The following is a 21,704-nucleotide window of genomic DNA, read 5'->3' as shown; positions in this document are numbered from 1 at the left end:
TGAGGCAATGCGCACCAAGGACCTCCTGGCCGCCATCGCGACCGGCCTGTGGCGCTGGGACAACGCCTCGGGGCAGGTGGCCCTGGACGCCGAGGCGGCCCGGCTGCTCGGGCTCCCCGCCGAGCCGGTGGAACTCAGCGAGGCCGCCGTACGCTCCCGTTTTCATCCCGTCGACTTCGCCGAGGTCAACGGGATCGTGCAGCTCGCGGTCTCCGAGGAGACGCTCGCCGAGGCCCGGCTGCGCATCGTGGACGAGCACGGGCGAGTGCTGCGCATCGTCCGCTCCCGCTCCCGGCCCCGGCTCGTCGACGGGGATTTCGAGCTGGTCGGCACCCTCCAAGAGGTGCCCGAGCCACAGCCGGGGACTTCGGCGGCGCACACGCCGATAACCGGCGACTGGCGCCGCTCCCGTGAGGCGTTCCTGCTGGACGCGGGGCGGGCGCTGGCCGAGGCCCGGTCCACCGCCGAGGTGCTGCGGGTGGCGGCCGGGCTCTCCATGCCCGGCTTCATGCCGGACGGCCTGGCGGTCTTCGGGATCGAGGGCGACCGGATCTCGGTGATCGGCCACCACGGCCACCACCCGGACGACGAGAAGCCCTTCCTCGACATGACGCTGGACACCGACTATCCGGCCGCCGAGGTCATCCGCTCCGGGCGGGCCCTCTACCTGCCCAGCCCCGAGGAGTACAGCCGCCGCTACCCCGCCACCTGGCCACTGGCCGCCCCCTTCGGCCTTACGTCATGGGCGTTCCTGCCGCTGGTCAACGCGGGCCGGACGATAGGCGCCTGGATGGCGGCCTTCGCCCAGCCGGTCGCCTTCACCCCCGACGAGCGCTCGGTGCTCACCACCGTCGCCCGGATGCTGGCCCAGGCACTGGCCAGGGCCGGGATGCAGGAGGAGCAGCAGGAGCTGGCGCTGGGCCTCCAGCGCAGCATGATGCCGACGGTGCAGCCGGACATCCCGGGGATGACGGTCGCGGCCCGCTACGTCCCGACCGGCGGGGGACTGGAGGTCGGCGGCGACTGGTACGACATGATCCCCCTGCCGTCCGGCCGGCTCGCGCTGGTCATCGGGGACGTCCAGGGGCATGACGTCCGGGCCGCCGGCCTGATGGGGCAGCTGCGGATCGCGCTGCGCGCCTATGCGTCCGAGGGCCACCACCCCGATGCGGTGCTCGCGCGGGCCTCCCGCTTCCTCGCCGGCATCAACGCGACCGGGTTCCACGGCCACGCCGAGGACGACCAGCGCTTCGCGACCTGTCTGTACATCGAGGTGGACCCGGCGACCGGCCTGCTGGACATCGCCCGGGCCGGGCACCCGGATCCGGCGATCCGGCTGGCCGACGGCACGATGCTGGTCCGGCCCACCGCGGGCGGGCTGCCGCTGGGCATCGTCCCGGACGCCGACTACCCCACCACCCGGCTGGTGCTGGAACCGGGCGAAACCATGGTGGTGTGCACCGACGGGCTGATCGAGACCGGCGGCCACGACCTGGAGACCGGCTGGGCGCGGCTGCGCGACATCATCGAGTCGCATCAGCCCGACGCGGACCACGAGGACCTGGAGCAGCTGGCCGATGCCCTGGTCCAGGCCGTGCACGGGCCGTCCTCGCACCACACCACCGGGCCGCTGGTGGACCGCCGTGAGGACGACATCGCCGTACTGCTGCTGCGCCGCGAGGGCGCCAGCTGCGGGGTGGGCGCCGGTGGCCCGCCGGACCGGCGGCCGGTGCGGCGCACCGTGCTCGCCGTCGCGCAGGCCGAGCCGCAGCGGATCGCCGAGGCCCGCCGGCAGGTCCGCGAGGTGCTGCACGACTGGGCCGATGCCGACCAGGTCGACTCGGCGGTGCTGATGGTCTCCGAGGTGATCACCAACGTCCTGACGCACACCGACGGCGACGCACTGCTGGTCGCCGAGATCTCCGGGGCACCGGGCGCCCGGCGGATCCGCGTCGACGTCTCCGACAGCAGCGATGAACTGCCGCACCGCCGCAGCCCCGGCGAGCTGGCGTCCTCGGGACGCGGACTGGTGCTGCTGGAGCTGCTGGCCGGGGCGTGGGGGGTGGATCCGCGCGGCGACGGCAAGTCGACGTGGTTCGAGCTCTACGAGGACGCGGCGGAGGCGGCGGGCCCGGTGTCACCGGAGTCGGAGCCCGCGTCGGAGGCCGAGCCCGCGGCGTAGTGCTTGCGCAGCTCGTGGAGCACGCCGGAGACGGCGGCGGTCAGCGGGACGGACAGCAGCATGCCGAGGATTCCGGCGATGCTGGCGCCCGCGGTGATCGCCAGCATGACGGTCGCCGGATGCATCTGGACGGTACGACTCTGGATCATCGGCTGGAGCACATGCCCCTCCAGCACCTGTACGGCGAGGACCACGCCGAGTGCCCAGAGCGCGATCACGAGGCCCCGGTCGGCGAACGCCACCAGGACCGCGACGGCGCCCGAGATGAAGGCACCGAGGTAGGGGATGTAGGCGCCGACGAAGACCAGCGCGCCCAGGCCGGCGGCGCCGGGCACCTGGAGGATCAGCAGTCCGACGGTGATGCAGGTGGCGTCGATCAGCGCGATGAGCGTGGTACCGCGCATGAAGCCCTCTATGGCCTGGAAGCCGCGGCGGGCCATCCGCTCCAGCTGCGGCGCGGAGTTGCCCGGCGCCCAGTCGTGCAGCCCGCGGACGGCCTTGCCGGAGTCCCGCAGGAAGAAGAACGTCAGCAGCAGGGCCAGCACCGAGGCGGCGATGAACTGGCTGACCACGCTGACCCCGGCCAGCAGCCCGGAGGCCGCTTCGCCGCCGAACTTGCCGACCAGGCTCTTGGCATTGGTGGCGAGGTCGTCGAGCGAGGTACCGGCCGCGCCGAAGGTCTTGGAGAGGTCCTTGGCGGCGTCCTTGAGCGAGGCGAGGATCTGGTCCCCGGTGTCGATCAGGGCGCTGACCACGATGTAACCGGCGCCGCCGACCACCACCACGAGGACCGCGCAGGTCAGCCCGGCCGCCAGCGAGCGGTTGAGCTTTATCGCCACCAGCCGGCGGTAGAGCGGCCCGAGCAGCGCACTGCCGAGCAGCGCCAGCAGGACGGGGGTGACCGCCGCGCTCAGGAAGACGCACAGCCACACCCCGAGGGCCAGGACGGCCGCGATCAGCAGCGCGACCAGACACCAGGCCGCGGCGCGGCGGGCCTCGATCGGCAGCAACGGCTTTTCGGGCAGCGGCCGTTCACCGTCGGCGCCGCGGGGGTCGTGATCCGAGTCGTTTCGCACTCCGACAGTCCACCACGGCCACCCGCGCCGGGACGGAGCCGGAACGTGACCGGGGGCGGTGTTTCACGTGAAACACCGCCCCCGGTCACCTTGTGGCCGCCCGCCCGACGGGGCCTCAGAGCTCGTCGGCCGGGATGGACCCGAGCCGGCCGGCCTGGAAGTCCTCGAACGCCTGGGCCAGTTCGGCGTGGGTGTTCATCACGAACGGGCCGTAGTGCATCATCGGCTCGCGGATCGGCAGCCCGCCCAGCAGCACGACCTCGAAGTTCGGGCTGCGCGACTCCTGGGTCTCGTCCGCCCGGATCGTGATCGAGTCACCGGTGCCGAACACGACCGTCTGCCCCATGCGGAACGGACGTCCCTCGGCGCCGGCCGCGCCACGCCCGGCGAGCGCGTAGGCGAGGCCGTTGAAGTCCTTGCGCCAGGGCAGGGTGAGTTCGGCGCCCGGGTTCACGGTCACATGCATCATCGTGATCGGGGTGTGCGTGATGCCCGGTCCCCGGTGGCCGTCGAGGTCACCGGCGATCAGCCGCAGCAGCGCACCGCCGTCGGCGGAGGTCAGCAGCTTGACCTGGCCGCCGCCGATGTCCTGGTACCGAGGGGCCATCATCTTGTCGCTCTTCGGCAGGTTCACCCACAGCTGGAGGCCGTGGAAGAGACCGCCGGACATCACGAGCGACTCCGGCGGCGCCTCGATGTGCAGCAGGCCGGAGCCGGCCGTCATCCACTGGGTGTCGCCGTCGTTGATGGTGCCGCCGCCACCGTGCGAGTCACGGTGCACGAACGTGCCGTCGATCAGGTACGTGACGGTTTCGAAGCCGCGGTGCGGGTGCCAGGGCGTGCCCTTGGGCTCTCCCGGCGCGTACTCCACCTCGCCCATCTGGTCCATCATGATGAACGGGTCGAGGTACTTGTAGTCGATGCCGGCGAACGCCCGGCGCACCGGGAAGCCCTCGCCCTCGAAGCCGCTCGGAGCGGTGGCAACGGCCAGCACGGGACGGGGCTGCGCGGTGGCGGGTGCCGCCACACGCGGCAGGGCCAACGGGTTCTCTACGGTCACAGCGGGCATGACGGCCTCCTCGGTCGTGCAGTCAACTTAGTTGAATACTGAACAACCTGCAAGGCGTGCCGCATTCCCACCCGCGTTTCCGCAGGTCAAATGGGTCTGCAGGGGTTTCGACGGGAGCCGTCAGCCGTACATCCGGCGCATCGCGAAGTCCACCATCTGCTCCACGGCCTTCGCGTCGAAGACCATGCGGTGGTCGCCCTCCATGTCGAGCACGAACCCGTAGCCGGTCGGCAGCAGGTCGAGCACCTCGGCGCCGGTGATCACGAAGTACTTGGACTCCTTGCCCGCGTACCGCCGCAGCTCCTTGAGCGAGGTGAACATCGGGATCACCGGCTGCTGGGTGTTGTGCAGCGCCAGGAAGCCGGGGTTGTCACCGCGCGGGCAGTAGACCTTGGAGGTGGAGAAGATGCCCTGGAAGTCCTCGGCGGACATCGAGCCGGTGGTGAAGGCACGCACCGCGTCGGCGAGGGAGGGCGGGGACGGCTCGGGGTACAGCGGCTGCTCGCCGTACCCCCCGGAGGCCGGTTGCTGCGGCGGGGGCGGTGGCGGTGGCGCGCCGTACTGCTGCTGCCCGGCACCCGCGTTCTGGTCGTAGCCGTACATGCGCCACAGCGTACTGAGTCGGCGATTCGCCGGGGGACGCTCGTCACAGATGGGTGGAAGGGGTTGATTCTTATTACCCACGGGTAGCATCATTTAACTACTAGCCGGTATTGCGTCTGAGGTCCCTGCCTTGGGTCCTCTCCCGAACCCCTACGGAGCCGTACCCATGGGCCACTACAAGTCGAATCTCCGCGACATCGAGTTCAACCTCTTCGAGGTGCTGGGCCGTGACAGCGTGTACGGCACCGGACCGTTCGCGGAGATGGACGTCGACACCGCCAAGAGCGTGCTGTCCGAGATCGCCCGCCTGTCCGAGAACGAGCTGGCGGAGTCCTTCGCGGACACCGACCGCAACCCCCCGGTCTTCGACCCGGACACCAACACCGCGCCGATTCCGGACACCTTCAAGAAGAGCTACCAGGCGTACATGGACGCCGAGTGGTGGCGTCTGGGCATCCCGGAGGAGATCGGCGGCACCACCGCGCCGCGCTCCCTGCTGTGGGCCTTCGCCGAGACCATCCTGGGCGCCAACCCGGCGGTCTGGATGTACGCCTCCGGCCCCGCCTTCGCCGGCGTCCTGCACGACGAGGGCACCGAGGAGCAGCACCGCATAGCCCAGCTGATGGTGGACAAGCAGTGGGGCTCCACCATGGTGCTGACCGAGCCGGACGCCGGTTCGGACGTCGGCGCCGGCCGCACGAAGGCCACGCAGCAGGCGGACGGCACCTGGCACATCGAGGGCGTGAAGCGCTTCATCACCTCCGGTGAGCACGACATGTCCGAGAACATCGTGCACTTCGTCCTCGCCCGCCCCGAGGGTGCCGGTCCGGGCACCAAGGGCCTGTCGCTGTTCATCGTGCCGAAGTACGACTTCGACTGGGAGACCGGCGAGCTGGGCGAGCGCAACGGCGTCTACGCCACGAACGTCGAGCACAAGATGGGCCTCAAGGCGTCCAACACCTGCGAGATGACCTTCGGCGCCAACCACCCGGCCAAGGGCTGGCTGCTCGGCGAGAAGCACGACGGCATCCGCCAGATGTTCAAGATCATCGAGTTCGCCCGGATGATGGTCGGCACGAAGGCCATCGCCACCCTCTCGACCGGCTACCTCAACGCGCTGGAGTACGCCAAGGAGCGGGTGCAGGGCCCGGACCTGGCGGCCTTCACGGACAAGAGCGCGCCGCGCGTCACCATCACCCACCACCCCGACGTGCGCCGCTCGCTGATGACGCAGAAGGCGTACGCCGAGGGCATGCGTGCCCTGGTGCTCTACACCGCCACGGTCCAGGACGAGATCATCGCCAAGGAGGCCGCGGGCGAGGACGCCAGCGCCGCCAACCGCCTCAACGACCTGCTGCTGCCGATCGTCAAGGGCTACGGCTCGGAGAAGTCCTACGAGCAGCTCGCGCAGTCGCTGCAGACCTTCGGCGGCTCGGGCTACCTGCAGGAATACCCGATCGAGCAGTACATCCGGGACGCCAAGATCGACACCCTCTACGAGGGCACCACCGCGATCCAGGGCCAGGACTTCTTCTTCCGGAAGATCGTCCGTGACCAGGGTCAGGCACTCACCGTGCTGTCCGACGAGATCAAGAAGTTCCTCGCCGACAACGTCGGTGGGGACGAGCTGGCGCAGGCCCGCGGCGAGCTGGCCAAGGCTGCCGCCGACCTGGAGGCCATCGTCGGCGCCATGCTGACCGACCTCGCGGCGACCGAGCAGGACGTCAAGTCCATCTACAAGGTCGGTCTGAACACCACCCGCCTGCTGCTGGCCTCCGGCGATGTCGTCATCGGCTACCTGCTCCTCAAGGGCGCGGCGGTGGCCGCCGAGAAGCTGGCCGGCGCCTCGGCGAAGGACAAGCCCTTCTACACCGGCAAGATCGCCGCGGCGAAGTTCTTCGCGCACAACGTCCTGCCGGGCGTCGGCGTCGAGCGCGGGCTGGCCGAGTCCGTCGACCAGTCGCTGATGGAGCTCGACGAGGCCGCGTTCTGAGCACCGTGACCGCGGGCCCGTCCGCAGCGTTCTCAGAGGACTCTCAGATTGGCCTTGCAGACTGACGCCGCCCGCCTCTCTTCCCCCGGAGAGGCGGGCTTCGTCATCCCCGTCCCCCGCCCGCATGCGGCCCGTACGGCGCCGCATGTCACCGAACGACCGGAATCGCTCAGTCCAGCAAGGTTTTCGGCCTCGAATACGGAAATCGTGGCCGGAAGGGTACGGAGTCGCGCCGCACGCGCGCGGGGAATGCGGGGCGCTGCTCCTTATGCTGAATCCATGACCAACTCCGCCCGCTTCGATCGCGGCCACACCGACGACCTGATGTCCTTCCTTGCCGCCAGCCCGTCGCCCTACCACGCGGTGGCGAACGCGGCGGAGCGGCTGGAGAAGGCCGGCTTCCGGCAGGTCGCGGAGGTCGACGCCTGGGACGGCGAGAGCGGCGGGAAGTACGTACTGCGCGGTGGCGCGATCATCGCCTGGTACGTGCCCGAGGGCGTGGCCGCCGCCACTCCGTACCGCATTGTGGGGGCGCACACCGACTCTCCCAATCTGCGGGTCAAGCCGATTCCGGACACCGGCGCCCGCGGCTGGCGGCAGATCGCCGTCGAGATCTACGGCGGCACCCTGCTCAACACCTGGCTCGACCGCGATCTGGGGCTGAGCGGCCGGATCACGCTGGCGGACGGAAGCCACCGACTGGTCAATGTCGACCGGGCGTTGATGCGAGTGCCGCAGCTGGCGGTGCACCTCGACCGCTCGGTGAACTCCGAGGGCCTCAAGCTCGACAAGCAGCGCCACATGACGCCGATCTGGGGTCTGGGCGAGGTGGCCGAGGGCGATCTGATCTCCTTCGTCGCCGACGAGACCGGCGTCCCGGCCGAGGACGTCAAGGGCTGGGACCTGATGGTCCACAGCATCGAGCCACCTGCCTACCTGGGCCGCGACCGCGAGCTGGTCGCCGGACCGCGGATGGACAACCTGCTGTCCGTGCACGCCGGTACGGCCGCGCTCACCGCGGCTGCCGCCGCCGGCAGCCGGCTGACCACCATCCCGGTGCTGGCCGCCTTCGACCACGAGGAGAACGGCAGCCAGTCCGACACCGGCGCGGACGGCCCGCTGCTCGGGACGGTGCTGGAGCGCTCGGTCTTCGCGCGCGGCGGCTCGTACGAGGACCGGGCCCGGGCCTTCGCCGGCACCGTCTGCCTCTCGTCCGACACCGGGCACGCCGTACACCCCAACTACAGCGAGCGGCACGACCCGAGCCACCACCCGATGCCCAACGGCGGCCCGATCCTCAAGGTCAACGTCAATCAGCGCTATGCGACGGACGGCAGCGGGCGGGCGGTCTTCGCGGCGGCCTGTGAGCGGGCCGGGGTGCCGTGGCAGAGCTTCGTCTCCAACAACGCGATGCCGTGCGGGACCACGATCGGTCCCATCACCGCGGCCCGGCACGGTATCGCCACCGTCGACATCGGCGTGGCGATCCTGTCCATGCACTCGGCACGTGAACTGTGCGGCGCCGAGGACCCCTACCTGCTGGCGAACGCCCTGACGGCCTTCCTGGAGGGCTGAGTTGGAATTCTCACTGCTCGGCCCGATCGCCGTGACGACCGGCTCCGGAGAGCTGTCGCTCGGGCCCGCCAAACGGCGCAGTGTGCTGGCGCTGCTGTTGCTGCAGCCCAACACCACCGTCCCACTGGAGCAGTTGATCGACTCCCTGTGGGAGGAGGAGCCACCCGAACATGCCCGTACGGTCGTCCAAGGCCATGTCTCCCGGCTGCGCGCCACGCTCGCCGAGGGCGGGGCGGAGGCGTACGGCATCGAGCTGACCACCCATGGCTCGGCCTACCTGCTGCGCCTGCCGGAAGAACTGATCGACGCCCACCGGTTCGGCGAGCTGGTGGCGCTGGCCCGGCCCGAGGCGGCACCGGCCGACGCGGTACCGCTGCTGCGCGAGGCGCTGGGGCTGTGGCGCGGTCCCGCGCTGACCGGCACGGTCACCAGCCCGCCGTTCGCGGCCGCGGCGCATGCCCTGGAGGAGCGCCGGCTGACGGCCGTCGAGGCACTGGGACGGGCGCACGGCGCGCTCGGTGAGCATGAGCAGGCAGCGGCGATCCTCTACTCCGCCGCCGTCAACCACCCCTTGCGGGAGGGCCTGATCGCCGGTCTGATGCGGGCGCTGTTCCGCACCGGCCGGCAGTCCGACGCGCTGGAGTGGTTCCACCGCACCCGCCGGCTGCTCAACGAGGAGCTGGGTGTCGATCCCGGCGAGCGGCTGCGCGAGGCGTACGAGGAGATTCTGCGCGCCGAGGCGGCGGGCGCGGGGCGTCAGCCCAGCCGGCCGGCGGACGCCACCCGCGGGGCGGGCGAGGGGCCCGCGGGGGCACCGTCGTTTCACGTGAAACACGGCCAGGGCGGCCGGGTGCCCCTCCAGGGAGGCGCCGACGCGGGAGACGCGGTCGAGGCGCCCGCCGGGGAACCCGCTGCCGGTGGCGCGAGCGGCGCCCGGGGCGGCACGGAAGGCGGCTCGGCGGCCGGTGACGGCTCCGGGCGGACCGGTGCGGCACCGCGGCTGCTGCCCAGGCCCCCGGCCCGCTTCCTGGCGCGGGAGGAACAACTCGGCGCACTGACCGAGGCGTTGACCGACCGTACGACCGGTGAGAGTCCACTGGCGGTGGTCGCGGGCCCGGCCGGGGTCGGCAAGACCGCCTGCGCCGTGCAGTGGGCCCATCTGCACGCGGACGCTTTCCCCGACGGGCAGCTTTTCGCGGACCTGCGGGGCTTCGGCGAGGGCGACGAGGCGGCGCCCGCCGAGATCCTGCGCGACTTCCTGCTCGCGCTCGGTACGCCCCCGGAACGGGTCCCCGGTTCGGCACAGGCCGCCTCGGCGCTGTTCCGGTCGCTGGTCGCGGAGCGCCGGCTGCTGGTCGTCCTCGACAACGCGCGTAGCTCGGCGCAGGTCCGGCCGCTGCTGCCCGGCGGCCTGCACTGCGCCACGGTCGTCACCAGCCGCAGCCGACTCGACGGTCTGGTCGCCACCGACTGCGCCCGTCCGGTCGGGCTCCAGGCGCTCGGCCATGAGGAGGGCGCGGCGTTGCTGGGGGCCATGCTCGGTCCGGAGCGGGTGGCCGAGGACCCGGCCGCCGCCCGGGAGCTGGTCGACCTGTGCGACGGGCTGCCGCTGGCCCTGCGCGCCGCGGCCGCCCAGCTGACCGCCCGGCCGCGCTGGCGGCTGGCCCGGCTCGCCGCGGCCCTGCGCGACGAGCGGCGGCGGCTGGCGCTGCTGTCGGCGGAGGACACCGGGATGGCGGCGGCGCTGCGGATGTCCGTCGCCCGGCTGTCGGCGGACGACGCACGGCTGCTCAGTGCCCTGGCGACCAGCGCGGACGGACACCTCAACGCCTCGGTGGCGGCGGCACTCGCCGGGTACGACCCGGAGCGCACCCAGGACGGCCTGGACCGGCTCGCCGAGATGCATCTGGTGGACGAGGAGGCCACCGACGTCTACACGATCAGCACGCTCACGCAGCTCTTCGCGCGCGACGAGCGCGGGGAGGGCGGCAAGGGCAGGAGGAGCGGTGCCGGTGAGGAGAGCGGCGAGCGCGGCTGAACGGCTGAGCGGCACCAGGAACTACGGGGGCCGGGGCGGAGGCAAGCAGCGGGTCGCGGTCGGCCCGCCTGACGCCCGGCCGCCGCACCGGCCGCCTCGTGCGCCACGGGGACGTTAGGCGCACGTTAGTGACACGGCAACGGCCGGCGGCAGAGTGGTCCACAGAACGCACGACCACCACCGACCCGGGGGAGACCGGAGATGCCGCGCAGCCTGAGCCACGCCAGCAGCCCTCGTACGTCCCGCACCGTCCGCCGCCGTACGCTGCGGATCGCCGCGGCCGGGCTGACCGCCGTCGCCGCGCTCACCCTCACCGCCTGCGGCCAGGACAACCCGCTGCGGACCGGCGCCGCCAAGCCGTACAACCCGGTACAGCAGGACGCCAAGGGCCCGGCGGACGGGACGCCGGACACCGGCGCCGGCACCCCGGCGACGGGTGGCAGCGTCGCGCAGGGCGGTGCGCGGCCCGCCGGGGGCGGCGCGGAGCAGGCGTCCGCCAAGGATCTCCGCAGGACCGCACCGGGCGCCGGGGCGGGCTCCCGGGCGCAGGGCGCGGGCAAGGGCGGCAGCGCACCGGCCGTGCGGCACAGCGCCTGCGACGCCGCCAAGATCCGCATCGTCGCCCAGCCGCTGAAGCGGCCGGTCAATCACCTGCTGCTGGTGGCCACCAACACCTCCGGCGCCACCTGCGACCTGTACCTGGCCCCGTACCTGAGGTTCGACGAGGCACAGGCGCCGCTCGCCGAACTGCCGGACAGCAAGCCGCAGGCCGTGGTCACCCTCGCCCCCGGCGAGTCCGGTTACGCGGGTGTGATGACGTCGTCCGCCGACGGCTCCGGGCACAACGGCCGCACCATGACCTCCCTGTCCGTCAGCCTCCCGGGCCGTGACGGCAAGGGCAGCGTCGGCGGTTCGGCCGCCGTGCCGATCCCCGGCGGCTCGGTGTACGTCGACGACAGCGCCTGGGTGACGTACTGGCAGTCCGACGCGAACGAGGCGACGACCTGGTGAGCCCGAGCCACTGAGCCACCACCCCTGAGCCAGGGCGCCCGTACCCCCGACGGGCGCCCTTTCGCATGCCCACCGTCCCGTCATGTCTCGTGCGACGGTCCCTCCTGTCTCACGCGGACGACGTCCCCGCAGGTCACGGCCGCGCACAGGGCCGGGACGTCCCGCGGGACGCAGAACCTCCGACGGGCCCGCGCCCCCGGCTCACGATGGTCTCCGTCGCCGCGGCCAGACCACCCGGCGGCTCACCGACAGGCCGACAGGCACGACGCCAACCGGCCGTCCACGGAGGGGAATCGGCATGTACGAGCACAGCAGCACGCACCCGGCGGACTCCACCACCCCCACGGACCACACCGCCGCCGCGGGCGGCCCGGCGGAGCACCGGCGGTCCCCGTTCCGCAGGGCGGTGGTGCGCCGGGTGCTGCCCGCGGTGGCCGCGGCCGGCCTCGGGGTCACCGGGTTCGCCGGCTTCGCCCACGGCACGCCGGCCGGCCCGTCGGCGGGCGCCACCAAGCTCACCCGCGACACCGCGGCAACGGCCACCACCGTCTCCGCCCGCACCACCGGAGCCGGTTCCGTACGCCAGGCCGCGGCCGCCGCCGACTTCCCGACCTGGGGCACCCGGTGGGTGGTGCACGCCACCGCGGACACCGGCTCCCCTGCCGTCGGGATGATCAACAAAAGCGCGCCGGGCCAGGACCGGATCACCGCCGACTACCAGGTCGACACCGGCCGCAAGGTCTGCGAGGGCTCCGCCTGCTCGACGTTCATGGCCCACCTCACCGGGCCGGTCACGGGATTCCTCAGCGTGGTCGCCGTGGACATCCCGCAGGACCGGCTGCCGGGCGTACCGGTCCAGGGCGGCGGCGGTCAGCCGCAGCCCGGCGGCTCCCGGCAGGAGATGCTCAACCGCGCCGCCACCTGGCTCACCGCCAACAACGGCTCCCAGGTCCCGTACAGCCAGGCCAAGATCTGGAAGGACGGCTATCGCCAGGACTGCTCCGGCTACGCCTCGATGGCGCTGGGACTGCCGACACCGGGCACCAACACCGTGGGCCTGGCCACCGACCGCAGCATCACCCGCCCCATCGCGCTCGGTGAGCTGAAGCCCGGTGACCTGCTCATCGACGCGGCCGGCGACAACAACAACCGGCATGTCGTGATCTTCGAGAAGTGGAACAACGACGCGCACTCCTCGTACACGGCCTACGAGCAGCGCGGCGGTCACGGCACCGACCACCGGACGCTGACCTACGGACTGCCGGGCGGGGACGCGGAGTTCAAGCCCTACCGGCCCGTCACGTTCGGCGACTGACCGGCCCGAGCGCAAGGCCGGTACGGCGCAACCCGGCGTTTCACGTGAAACATCCGTGGGTTTCACGTGAAACGTCACCAACCGACCCGGGTCCGATCCGGATCGTGTAACGAGGGGCACTTCCGTCACAGGGGAGCGGAAGTGCCCCTCGCGCGGGCATGTCCGCTGTGCTGGAATGCCAGACGTGCCTGGCAATCAGAACCACGCCGCTCATCCCCGCCGCAAGCCGCTCGCGCCGCTCCCCGACGAACTCTCCGGACCGGTACGGGACTTCGTCGCCGCCCTGCGCCGCATGCACGGCGAACTGGGCTACAGCCTCAAGGAGTTGGAGGGCCGGCTGCCTGCCAGCCGCTCGTCCCTCTCCCGCTATCTGCGAGGGCAGAGCCTGCCCGACGAACGGCTGCTGGTGCAGTGGTGCAAGCTCTCCTTCACCGGCGAGGACCGGCTGCCCGCCCTCGTCGAACTGCTCCACCGGGCCCAAGAGGCGGCGGACGCGGGTGAATCCGGCGTGACGCCCTCGCCGGAGCCGGCAGGAGCGACGGGTGCGGAGCCACCGGCCGGGGGCACGACGGCACCAGCGGCCGGGCGGCGCCGGCTGCGGCTCGCCCTCGCCGTGCTCGGTACCGCCGCCGTACTGACCGCGGCGGCACTGGCGGTCCCGGCATTGACCGGGCCCGACGACTCCCCGGACGGCGGTGGGACCCCGCCTCCGCAGACCCCGGCCCGGGGCACCGGCTCGGCCCTGATCACCGTGCACAACGTCGAACGGGACTGTCAGCACCGGCGGACCGAGAACTGCGCCCTCTCCCTGGCCCGGGACCCGTACCGGGTCTACCGCCGCTCCAACGTCGTGGGACACGTCTGGCACGGCGATGTGCTGCACGCGGTCTGCCGGATCGCCAACGGGGTGACCGTCACCGACGAGGTGGGCGGGCACAGCAGCATGTGGTTCCGGATCGATCACGAGGGGAAACAGATGTGGGTGCCGGGCATCCGGATCCGCCCGGAACAGCTGGAAAACACCGCATTGCCCAGTTGTCCGGAATGAGCCTCGCCCACCTCCCGCCCACCGGCCCACCCGACCCACCTGACCTGCGCCGACGTACTTCCGGCCGGGTGCCCCGCGCACCCGCCCTGGCGCATTCGACCGCGCTCGATATCGTGGCCGTGCCATGACAGACACACCTCGCTGACCGCAGCGACCCACTGGGGGAACCACCCATGACCGCAGCCCGCTCCCGCCGCCGCTCCGCCGCCTACGCCGCGCTCGCCCTCGGACTGGCCGGGTCACTCGCACTCACCGGCTGCAACAGCCACTCCTCGAAGAAGTCGAAGAAGTCCTCTTCCTCGTCGTCCAAGAGCAAGAAGCGCAAGATCATCGGTGGTGGTGCGGCCGCGGCGGGCGCAGGAGCGGGTGCGGCGTCGCGACGTGTGCCCGACTGCTACCCGAGCACGTACAAGCTCAGGTTCTCCCAGCAGACCGGCGCCGACAGCCACGTGACCGTGAAGTTCAACAACAACACGAGCCGCGACTGCAAGCTGTACAACGCCCCGCTGCTGCGCTTCAACAACGCCAAGAACCCGCTGCCGCTGCTCCAGGGCACCCCCGGTCAGTTCGACGGCACCCGCATCACGGTGCCCTCCCACGGCTACGCCTACGCGGTCATCCCCACCAACACCGCGGCCGCCAAGGGCACCGAGCAGAAGTCGGTCGCCGTCGACTTCATGGGCACCTCGGCCAGCTCCGTCACGCACGGCCCGGCCACCGTCAACTTCGCCGAGAAGCGGCTGCACATCTCCGTCGGCAAGAGCAAGGTCACCAACTGGTCGTCGAGCATCCACGGCGCCGAGCTGGCGGCCGGCGTCGGGAAGTAGCCCCCGCACCATGCGTGCCCGGGCCTGCCGGCAGGCCCGGGCACCGAGCCGCTACTCCGCGTCCAGCCCCGCGAGGACCAGCCCCAGCCGGGCCACCCCGCCGTCGACGACCTCCACCGGAACGCCCCAGTCCTGCTGGTGCACATGGCAGGCGGGGTACTCGATGTCCGGGGCGTCGTCACAGGACGCGGCCATCGCCGAGACGTGCAGCACGCCCTCGGTGACACCGTCAGCGAGCACCAGGTCGCGGGCGAGATCCGTCCCCGCCCCCTCGCCCTCGGCGAGCAGCTCCGGCGGGGTCGCGCTGACCAGCAGCCGGGTCGACGGACCGTAGCGGGTGTCCAGCTTCTGGCCCGCCGGGGCCTGGAAGACCACCTCCAGCCGCAGGGCGCCCGGGGTGACCTCGGTGGCCGCGCGCTGGGTGCGGTGCGCCACCGACTCGACGCGCACCGCCTCCTCGGGCAGCCGCAGCCGGGTCAGCCGGTGCCGCGCCGACTCCACGACCACGATGTCGTCCTCGGCCAGCACCGCGGCGGACGGCTCCCGCAGATCCGTCGCCAGCGTCGTGACCTCGCCACTGGCGGGGTCGTAGCGGCGCAGGGCGTGGTTGTAGGTGTCGGCGACGGCGACCGAGCCGTCGGGCAGCGCGGTCACGCCCAGCGGGTGCTGGAGCAGCGCCTGGTCCGCGGGCCCGTCGCGGTGCCCGAAGTCGAAGAGGCCGGTGCCGACGGCCGTGCGGACGACATAGCCGTCACCGCCCTCGGCGCGCTCGACCCAGCGCACGGCACTGGTCTCCGAGTCCGCCACCCACAGCCGGTCGCCGGCCGCCGCGAGCCCGGACGGCTGGGCGAACCACGCTTCGGCGGCCGGTCCGTCGACCAGGCCCTCGTTGGTCGTGCCGGCCGCGACCTCGACCGTGCCGGTGGCCGGGTCGTACGTCCACAGCTGGTGCACGCCGGCCATCGCGATCCACAGCCGGTCCTGCCACCAGGCGAGGTCCCACGGCGAGGACAGCGCCACCTCGCGGGCCGGGCCCGAGGTCGGTGAGCCCTGCCACCACTGCTTGCCGGTGCCGGCCACCGTCTCCAGGGCGCCCGTCGCGGGGTCGAACACCCGGAGGGCGTGGTTGACGGTGTCCGCCACCGCGACCGTGCCGTCCGGCAGCAGCGCCAGGCCCTGTGGTTCGTTGAAGGAGTCCGGCGTCAGGCCGCGCTCGCCGCTGCCGATCCGGCGCAGCACCTGCTCGCCGTCCGCCGCCAGCTCCACGAGCTGGTGCCGGGTGGTGTCCGAGACCAGGAAGGTGCCGCCCGGCAGCCGTACGGCCTTGCCGGGGAAGCGCAGATCGGTGGCGACCGGCTCCGGCGGCACGTACGGGCCGTCGCCGCGCCGCAGCGTGCCCTTCGCGCCGTGCTCGGCCTCCAGTTCCTCGACGAGCTTCGCGAGGGCGTGCGCATGGCCCTCGCCGGCGTGCTGGGCGACGACGTACCCCTCGGGGTCGATCACCACCAGCGTCGGCCAGGCCCGGACCGCGTACTGCTTCCACGTGGCGAGCTCGGGGTCGTCCAGGACCGGGTGCTCGACGCCGTAGCGCTCGACGGCGTCCACGACCGCCTGGTGCTCGGCCTCGTGCACGAACTTCGGGGAGTGCACACCGATGATCACGACCGTGTCGCGGTGCCGCTCCTCCAGCTCCCGCAGCTCGTCCAGGACATGCAGACAGTTCACACAGCAGAACGTCCAGAAATCCAGGACGACGATGCGTCCTCGCAGGTCGGAGAGGGTGAGATCCTTGTCGCCGGTGTTCAGCCAGCCGCCCTTGCCGATCAGCTCGGGGGCCCGGACGCGTGCACGTGAAGCCATGTGGACATTCAACGTCACTCCGGTGCGTGCGCATTCCGCAGGGGCACCGGGGAACACGTCACCCATGCAGCCATCCCCCGCGGGGGCTCCCCCGCGCTCCCGCAAGTACCTCGTACGCGACCGGATCTTCGGCATCGGCGACGACTACTGGATCGAGGACGAGCACGGCCACCACGCGTTCCTCGTCGACGGGAAGGCGCTGCGGCTCCGGGAGACCTTCGAGCTGAAGGACCCCGAACGCCGGGTGCTGATCACCATCCGCAAGAAGATGCTGGCCCTGCGCGACACGATGACGATCGAGCGGGACGACCAGCCGCTGGCCACCATCAAGCGCAAGCGGCTCTCGCTGCTGCGCAACCACTACCGCGTCGAGCTGGTGGACGGCACCGCACTGGACGTCAGCGGCAAGATCCTGGACCGCGAGTTCGCGGTCGAGTACGAGGGCGAACTGCTCGCGGAGATCTCCCGCCGCTGGCTGACCGTCCGCGACACCTATGCGGTCAATGTCGTACGCGACGACGCGGATCCGCCGCTGCTCATCGCCATCGCGGTGGGTGTGATCCGGCTGGCGGAGCGGGAGCGCGGCGAGGACTGAGGAGCGGGCGCCGGAAGGGCCGCGGCCCGCTGCGGCAGGGGCACATCCGCCTACGATGGTCCCCCGAAAGCACTGCCGGGGTGCCCGTGCGCAGCGTAACTTAACTGCACAGACAGCAGCCCGCGTACGAACCGTCCGAGGGGTCCCGTGACCGTCCATCCCAGCCTTCAGTCCTCCATCGATGCCTGGACGCACTCCATAGAAGCGATAACCGAGCTGGTCACTCCGCTCGTCGAGGGCGAGTGGAACAAGGCGACATGCCTGCCAGGATGGTCCGTTCGCGATGTGGTCTCCCATGTCATCGGCCTGGAATGCGAAATGCTGGGCGACCCACGGCCGATCCACACACTGCCGCGCGACCTCTACCACGTACGCAGCGAATCGGCCCGCCGCATGGAGGTGCAGGTCGACGTCCGCCGGCACCACACCGCTCCCGAGATGCTCAGCGAGCTCGAATACACCGTCATCCGCCGCTCCCGGCAGCTGCGCAACGAGTCCCGTCAGCCGGACGCCGTGGTGCGCAGCCCGCTCGGCGAGGACCGTTCGCTGGAATTCGTGCTGCAGCAGCGGGCGTTCGACGTCTGGGCGCACGAGCAGGACCTGCGCCGCGCGCTCGGCAAGCCCGGCAATCTGGACTCCCCCGGCGCGCAGATCACGCGCGATCTGCTGGTGAAGGTGCTGCCCGGCGTCGTCGCCAAGCGCGCCCAGGCCCCCGCCGATTCGGCCGTCGTCTTCGACGTCAGCGGACCGCTGGAGTTCCTGCGCACGGTCCGCATCGACGCCGAGGGCAATGCCACGATCGACGGCAGCGTCTCCCTCGGCCCGACCGTGACGCTCGCACTGGACTGGGACACCTTCCACCAGCTGGCCTGCGGCCGGGTCCGCCCCGCGGCCGTCGCCGACCAGATCAAGATCGACGGCGACCCCGAGCTCGCCGACGCCATCCTCACCAACTTCGCGGTCACGCCGTAGCGGAGAGACCGGGAGACGGGGCGGGGGCGTCCCGGCGGGACGTTTCACGTGAAACAGCGGGCCCCCGCCACCGACTCACGCCGGTTCTCGCCGCCGCCTCGGGCCGGCCCCCACCGCCTCACGCCGGGACGTGCACCGCCTCGACCCGGCTGACGACCAGCCGTTCGCTCTCCCGCCGTGCCGCACTGCGGCGCAGTCGCAGGATCTGGGACACGCCGACCGCCTCCAGGACGAAGATCGAGGCGAGCGCGATCCGGTAGTTGTGGCCGGTGGCGTCCAGCAGCACGCCGACCGCCAGCAGGGTCGTCATCGACGCGGTGAAGCCGCCCATGTTGACGATGCCGGAGGCGGTGCCCTGGCGCTCGGGCGGGTTGGCGGGCCGGGCGAAGTCGAAACCGATCATCGAGGCCGGACCACAGGCACCGAGCACGGTGCAGAGCGCGACAAGCAGCCCCATGGGCGCGTGCGCGGACGGCCAGGACAGCACGATCCCCCACATCAGCGCGGTGGCGCCGACGGTGCCGAGGGCCAGTGGCGTACGGGCGGCGTGGTGGCGGGCGATGACCTGGCCGTAGATCAGGCCCACCGCCATGTTGGAGAGCACCACGAGCGTGAGCAGTTCACCCGCGGTGCCGCGGGACAGGCCCTGCGCCTCGACGAGGAACGGCAGGCCCCACAGCAGCAGGAACACCATCGCCGGGAACTGGGTGGTGAAGTGCACCCACATGCCCAGCCGGGTGCCGGGCTCCCGCCAGGCTTCGGCGATCTGCCGCCGAACGAAGCCGGCGCCGGTGTGCGCGGCGGGCGCGGGCGGCGGCTCGAACCCCTCGGGGTGGTCCTTGAGGAAGAGCAGCAGGACGATCAGCACGACGATGCCGCCGGCGGCACTGGTGGCGAAGGTCGGGGTCCAGCCGAAGGTGTGCAGGAAGCGGGCGAGGACGAGCGTGGAGATCAGGTTGCCCGCCATGCCGACCAGGGCCGCGATCTGCGCGATCAGCGGGCCGCGGCGGGCCGGGAACCAGCGGGAACCCAGCCTCAGCACGCTGATGAAGGTCATCGCGTCACCGCAGCCGAGCAGGGCGCGGGAGCCGAGCGCCATCGGGTAGGACGAGGAGAGCGCGAAGCCGAACTGGCCGGCGGTGTAGAGCACCACGCCGATGGTCAGCACCTTCTTGGCGCCGAGCCGGTCGACCATGAGGCCGACGGGTATCTGCATCCCCGCGTACACCAGCAGCTGAAGGATGGAGAACGTGGACAGCGCCGAGGCGTTGATGTGGAAGCGCTCGGCGGCGTCCAGCCCGGCCACGCCGAGGCTCGTACGGTAGGTGATCGCGACGAAGTAGACCGCGACGCCGATGCCCCAGACCGCCATCGCCGTGCGGCCGCCGGGCGGATCCGCGGACAGCAGCCGGGCGGGGGAGCCAGCTGTGCCGGAGCCCTCCGGCCCCCCGGTGCCGGCGCTCATCGCACCTCTCCCTGCGCGAGGTTCCGGACCCAGCTGACGTGCCGGTGCACGGCGTCGGTCGCGGCCTCCGCGTCACCGGCCCGCAGCGCCTCGAGGATCTCCGCGTGCTCGGTGATGTTCTTGGCGATCCGGTCCGGGTGGGCGTGCATCACCGCGACGCCCATCCGCAGCTGACGGTCTCGCAGCTGCTCGTAGAGGCGGTCCAGGATCTGGTTGCCGGCGCTGCGCACGATCGCGGCATGGAAGGCGCGGTCGGTGACGGAGACGGCGGCCAGGTCACCGGACTCGGCCTGCGCCCGCATGGTCTCCAGCAGCTCGGTCAGCTCGCCGATCAGCGCCTCGTTCGCGGGCGCCGCCTTGGCCGCGGCGTGCTTCTCCACCAGCAGCCGGGTCTCGACGACATCGGCGATCTCCTGCGCGGAGACCGGCAGCACCAGCGCGCCCTTCTTCGGGTAGAGCTTGATCAGCCCCTCCACCTCCAGCCGCAGCAGCGCCTCGCGCACGGGCGTCCGGGACACCCCCACGGCATCGGCCAGCTCGCCCTCCGTGAGGAGCATGCCGCCCTCGTAGCGGCGGTCCAGGACGGCGTCCTTGATGTGCGTGTAGACCCGTTCGGCAGCGGGCGGCTGCTTGGCGGAGGGCTCTCGGGCAGGGGCGGCGGGCGGCGACGCGGCAGGCATGCGCACAGGATAGATACAACAGGTATGCGTCCGACGCCGCATTCCGCGATGCGGACAGTCCCGGGGGTGTTTGTCCTGGTAGTTGGCCTCTTGAGCCGCCCGGAGTCCCGCCTCAGCCCTGCATAAGGCCCTGCGCGATCAGCCGGCCCACGACCTGGCGGTGAGCGGGAGCGCAGCGCTCGTGTGCCTCCCGGCGGTCGAACCAGGCGTACTCGGCGATCTCCCGGCCCGGGGCCGGGGCGATGTCCTGCGGCCCGCCGGTGAAGCAGGTCATGTGCAGGCGCCGTCCGCCCTTGCCGTGCGCGACGTCATGGATGACGAACGCCTCCCGCAGCTCCTCGGCGGGGACCACCAGCCCGAGCTCCTCGGCCAGCTCACGGGAGAGCGCCTCGCGCGCCGTCTCGCCGGGCTCGTACTTGCCGCCCGGGAGGTAGAACGTGTCGTTCCCGCGGGTCCGTACGCTCAGCAGCCGCCCCTCGCGCAGATGCAGCCAGCTCACCGACTTCAGCGGTGCGGCGCGCTCCAGCGCGACCAGCGGATGGCCGGTTTCCTCGTCCGTTCGCCGCCCCCGCTCGCTGAAGCCGAGTCGCGCGTAGAAGCGGCGGGCCCGGGCGTTCTCCTCGAAGACCTCCAGGGACAGCGCGCCGTGGCGCGCCGCCGCATGCTCGACCAACTGCCGTCCGACACCGGCACCTTGGGCCTCCGGCGCGACGAACAGCCCGCCGACCTCGGCACCGGGGCCGTCGCCGTTCCGTCCGGCCGGCAGGAGCCCGAGCAGCCCGACGACGGTGCCGCCACACTCGGCGACCCAGTTCTCGGCCCGGACGAGATACACCTCGCGGAGGATCCGGGCGCGCTCACCCTCGCCCTCGCCCACGAGGAACGGATGCGCCTGCCGTGCGGCCCGGGACCACAGGTCGCTGACAATGTCCTGGTCGGCGGCCTGGTAGCGCCGGATGATCACTTCGTTGCTCATTGCGCCGACCGTAAACAGCGCGGTCCTCGGCGGCAAACGCTTTACGGGCGCGGGGCGATCGCCCTCGTGAAGGGGGACCACAGGCGGACGTAGGGTCCACCTAAAGGTGGACGGCAGTCCCTACCTGGCGCGTACGGATCGGCCCGAATCCCATGGGTGAATGGAGGCAGGGAGCCGGGGAGGCTCCGAACCCAAGGGGAGTTGACCATGCAGTCCAGCACGAACGCCGGCCGCCGTATGCGGAACACCGTCGTACTGGCTTTGATCGTTGCCGGCCTGTGGGCAGGCGTCGCGCTGACCCGCGGCGCGGCACACGCCGACGAGTCCGGCCCGACCGGCCCGGTGGCGCACTTCAGCCGCGCGGTGGAGCTCATCCGCGGCTGACCGGCCCGGTGCCGCAGGCCCGCACTGCAGGGCCG

General features: G+C 71.8%; 18 protein-coding genes. 11 read left to right on the top strand and 7 right to left on the bottom strand.

All coding sequences use genetic code 11. From position 1 onward, the window contains the following. Positions 1 to 7: 7 nt before the first annotated feature. Positions 8 to 2,182, top strand: coding sequence for a SpoIIE family protein phosphatase (locus tag OO62_RS15310; RefSeq protein WP_033267958.1), 2,175 nt, complete (start codon positions 8 to 10; stop codon positions 2,180 to 2,182). Here the strand turns inward: OO62_RS15310 and OO62_RS15305 are convergent. From OO62_RS15305 to OO62_RS15295, 3 genes are all read right to left on the bottom strand, one after another. Beyond that, positions 2,104 to 3,258, bottom strand: coding sequence for an AI-2E family transporter (locus OO62_RS15305; RefSeq protein WP_033267957.1), 1,155 nt, complete (start codon positions 3,256 to 3,258; stop codon positions 2,104 to 2,106). The two genes, OO62_RS15310 and OO62_RS15305, sit on opposite strands and share 79 nt — an antisense overlap. 115 nt (positions 3,259 to 3,373) lie before the next feature. After that, on the bottom strand, positions 3,374 to 4,327 hold the full coding sequence (locus OO62_RS15300; RefSeq protein WP_033267956.1) for a pirin family protein: 954 nt from the start codon (positions 4,325 to 4,327) through the stop codon (positions 3,374 to 3,376). Between the two features lie 120 nt (positions 4,328 to 4,447). After that, on the bottom strand, positions 4,448 to 4,930 hold the full coding sequence (locus tag OO62_RS15295; RefSeq protein ID WP_033267955.1) for an SseB family protein: 483 nt from the start codon (positions 4,928 to 4,930) through the stop codon (positions 4,448 to 4,450). Between the two features lie 166 nt (positions 4,931 to 5,096). Between OO62_RS15295 and OO62_RS15290 the strand changes: the two genes are divergently transcribed. The 7 genes from OO62_RS15290 to OO62_RS15260 all read left to right on the top strand — a co-directional run bounded on the left by OO62_RS15290 (position 5,097) and on the right by OO62_RS15260 (position 14,737). Then, positions 5,097 to 6,923 (top strand): acyl-CoA dehydrogenase, encoded by a 1,827-nt coding sequence (locus tag OO62_RS15290; RefSeq protein ID WP_033267954.1) that lies wholly within the window; start codon positions 5,097 to 5,099, stop codon positions 6,921 to 6,923. A 279-nt stretch (positions 6,924 to 7,202) separates the two neighbouring features. Continuing rightward, a complete protein-coding gene (locus tag OO62_RS15285) occupies positions 7,203 to 8,498 on the top strand; it encodes a M18 family aminopeptidase (RefSeq protein WP_033267953.1) in 1,296 nt (431 codons plus the stop codon). Between the two features lies 1 nt (position 8,499). Next, positions 8,500 to 10,536, top strand: coding sequence for an AfsR/SARP family transcriptional regulator (locus tag OO62_RS15280; protein WP_033267952.1), 2,037 nt, complete (start codon positions 8,500 to 8,502; stop codon positions 10,534 to 10,536). Positions 10,537 to 10,737: 201 nt separating this feature from the next. Beyond that, complete coding sequence (locus OO62_RS15275; protein ID WP_051733216.1) at positions 10,738 to 11,547, top strand: DUF4232 domain-containing protein; 810 nt, start codon at positions 10,738 to 10,740, stop codon at positions 11,545 to 11,547. A gap of 298 nt (positions 11,548 to 11,845) precedes the next feature. After that, complete coding sequence (locus OO62_RS15270; protein ID WP_106974858.1) at positions 11,846 to 12,862, top strand: hypothetical protein; 1,017 nt, start codon at positions 11,846 to 11,848, stop codon at positions 12,860 to 12,862. A gap of 175 nt (positions 12,863 to 13,037) precedes the next feature. After that, positions 13,038 to 13,910, top strand: coding sequence for a helix-turn-helix domain-containing protein (locus OO62_RS15265; RefSeq protein ID WP_033267951.1), 873 nt, complete (start codon positions 13,038 to 13,040; stop codon positions 13,908 to 13,910). Between the two features lie 173 nt (positions 13,911 to 14,083). Beyond that, on the top strand, positions 14,084 to 14,737 hold the full coding sequence (locus tag OO62_RS15260) for a DUF4232 domain-containing protein (protein WP_033267950.1): 654 nt from the start codon (positions 14,084 to 14,086) through the stop codon (positions 14,735 to 14,737). Between the two features lie 51 nt (positions 14,738 to 14,788). Here the strand turns inward: OO62_RS15260 and OO62_RS15255 are convergent, their stop codons facing one another. Further along, entirely contained in the window at positions 14,789 to 16,597 is a 1,809-nt protein-coding gene (locus OO62_RS15255) for an NHL domain-containing thioredoxin family protein (protein ID WP_033267949.1), read from the bottom strand. Positions 16,598 to 16,661: 64 nt separating this feature from the next. On the opposite strand from OO62_RS15255, the gene OO62_RS15250 reads away from it, so the two are divergent. Together OO62_RS15250 and OO62_RS15245 are read left to right on the top strand one after the other, a co-directional pair. After that, the gene (locus tag OO62_RS15250; protein ID WP_051733214.1) at positions 16,662 to 17,192 is read left to right on the top strand and encodes an LURP-one-related/scramblase family protein; all 531 of its coding nucleotides are present in this window, start codon (positions 16,662 to 16,664) and stop codon (positions 17,190 to 17,192) included. A gap of 147 nt (positions 17,193 to 17,339) precedes the next feature. Next, positions 17,340 to 18,164, top strand: a complete 825-nt coding sequence (locus OO62_RS15245) for a maleylpyruvate isomerase family mycothiol-dependent enzyme (protein ID WP_033267948.1) — start codon at positions 17,340 to 17,342, stop codon at positions 18,162 to 18,164. Positions 18,165 to 18,282: 118 nt separating this feature from the next. On the opposite strand, the gene OO62_RS15240 is transcribed toward OO62_RS15245, so the two are convergent. From OO62_RS15240 to OO62_RS41330, 3 genes are all read right to left on the bottom strand, one after another. After that, complete coding sequence (locus tag OO62_RS15240) at positions 18,283 to 19,536, bottom strand: MFS transporter (protein WP_033268107.1); 1,254 nt, start codon at positions 19,534 to 19,536, stop codon at positions 18,283 to 18,285. 89 nt (positions 19,537 to 19,625) lie between these two features. Then, positions 19,626 to 20,309 carry a GntR family transcriptional regulator gene (locus OO62_RS15235; protein ID WP_033267947.1) on the bottom strand — a complete coding sequence of 228 codons (684 nt, stop codon included), beginning with the start codon at positions 20,307 to 20,309 and terminating at the stop codon, positions 19,626 to 19,628. A gap of 112 nt (positions 20,310 to 20,421) precedes the next feature. Continuing rightward, positions 20,422 to 21,285, bottom strand: a complete 864-nt coding sequence (locus OO62_RS41330; RefSeq protein WP_033267946.1) for a GNAT family N-acetyltransferase — start codon at positions 21,283 to 21,285, stop codon at positions 20,422 to 20,424. A 207-nt stretch (positions 21,286 to 21,492) separates the two neighbouring features. Between OO62_RS41330 and OO62_RS39960 the strand changes: the two genes are divergently transcribed. Next, a complete protein-coding gene (locus OO62_RS39960) occupies positions 21,493 to 21,669 on the top strand; it encodes a hypothetical protein (RefSeq protein WP_164993280.1) in 177 nt (58 codons plus the stop codon). Positions 21,670 to 21,704: the final 35 nt, after the last annotated feature.

The organism is Streptomyces lydicus (genome assembly GCF_000717345.1).
Lineage (GTDB): Bacteria > Actinomycetota > Actinomycetes > Streptomycetales > Streptomycetaceae > Streptomyces > Streptomyces lydicus.
This window is presented reverse-complemented; position numbering and strand designations above follow the sequence as displayed.

Bases quoted from the DNA above. Each gene is read 5' to 3' on its own strand.
- OO62_RS15250 (WP_051733214.1), top strand. From the start codon at position 16,662: ATGCAGCCATCCCCCGCGGGGGCTCCCCCGCGCTCCCGCAAGTACCTC.
- OO62_RS15310 (WP_033267958.1), top strand. From the start codon at position 8: ATGCGCACCAAGGACCTCCTGGCCGCCATCGCGACCGGCCTGTGGCGC.
- OO62_RS39960 (WP_164993280.1), top strand. From the start codon at position 21,493: ATGCAGTCCAGCACGAACGCCGGCCGCCGTATGCGGAACACCGTCGTA.
- OO62_RS15235 (WP_033267947.1), bottom strand. From the start codon at position 20,309: ATGCCTGCCGCGTCGCCGCCCGCCGCCCCTGCCCGAGAGCCCTCCGCC.
- OO62_RS15255 (WP_033267949.1), bottom strand. From the start codon at position 16,597: ATGGCTTCACGTGCACGCGTCCGGGCCCCCGAGCTGATCGGCAAGGGC.
- OO62_RS41330 (WP_033267946.1), bottom strand. From the start codon at position 21,285: ATGAGCAACGAAGTGATCATCCGGCGCTACCAGGCCGCCGACCAGGAC.
- OO62_RS15260 (WP_033267950.1), top strand. From the start codon at position 14,084: ATGACCGCAGCCCGCTCCCGCCGCCGCTCCGCCGCCTACGCCGCGCTC.
- OO62_RS15240 (WP_033268107.1), bottom strand. From the start codon at position 19,536: ATGGCGGTCTGGGGCATCGGCGTCGCGGTCTACTTCGTCGCGATCACC.
- OO62_RS15270 (WP_106974858.1), top strand. From the start codon at position 11,846: ATGTACGAGCACAGCAGCACGCACCCGGCGGACTCCACCACCCCCACG.
- OO62_RS15275 (WP_051733216.1), top strand. From the start codon at position 10,738: ATGCCGCGCAGCCTGAGCCACGCCAGCAGCCCTCGTACGTCCCGCACC.
- OO62_RS15290 (WP_033267954.1), top strand. From the start codon at position 5,097: ATGGGCCACTACAAGTCGAATCTCCGCGACATCGAGTTCAACCTCTTC.
- OO62_RS15265 (WP_033267951.1), top strand. From the start codon at position 13,038: ATGCCAGACGTGCCTGGCAATCAGAACCACGCCGCTCATCCCCGCCGC.
- OO62_RS15295 (WP_033267955.1), bottom strand. From the start codon at position 4,930: ATGTACGGCTACGACCAGAACGCGGGTGCCGGGCAGCAGCAGTACGGC.
- OO62_RS15285 (WP_033267953.1), top strand. From the start codon at position 7,203: ATGACCAACTCCGCCCGCTTCGATCGCGGCCACACCGACGACCTGATG.
- OO62_RS15300 (WP_033267956.1), bottom strand. From the start codon at position 4,327: ATGCCCGCTGTGACCGTAGAGAACCCGTTGGCCCTGCCGCGTGTGGCG.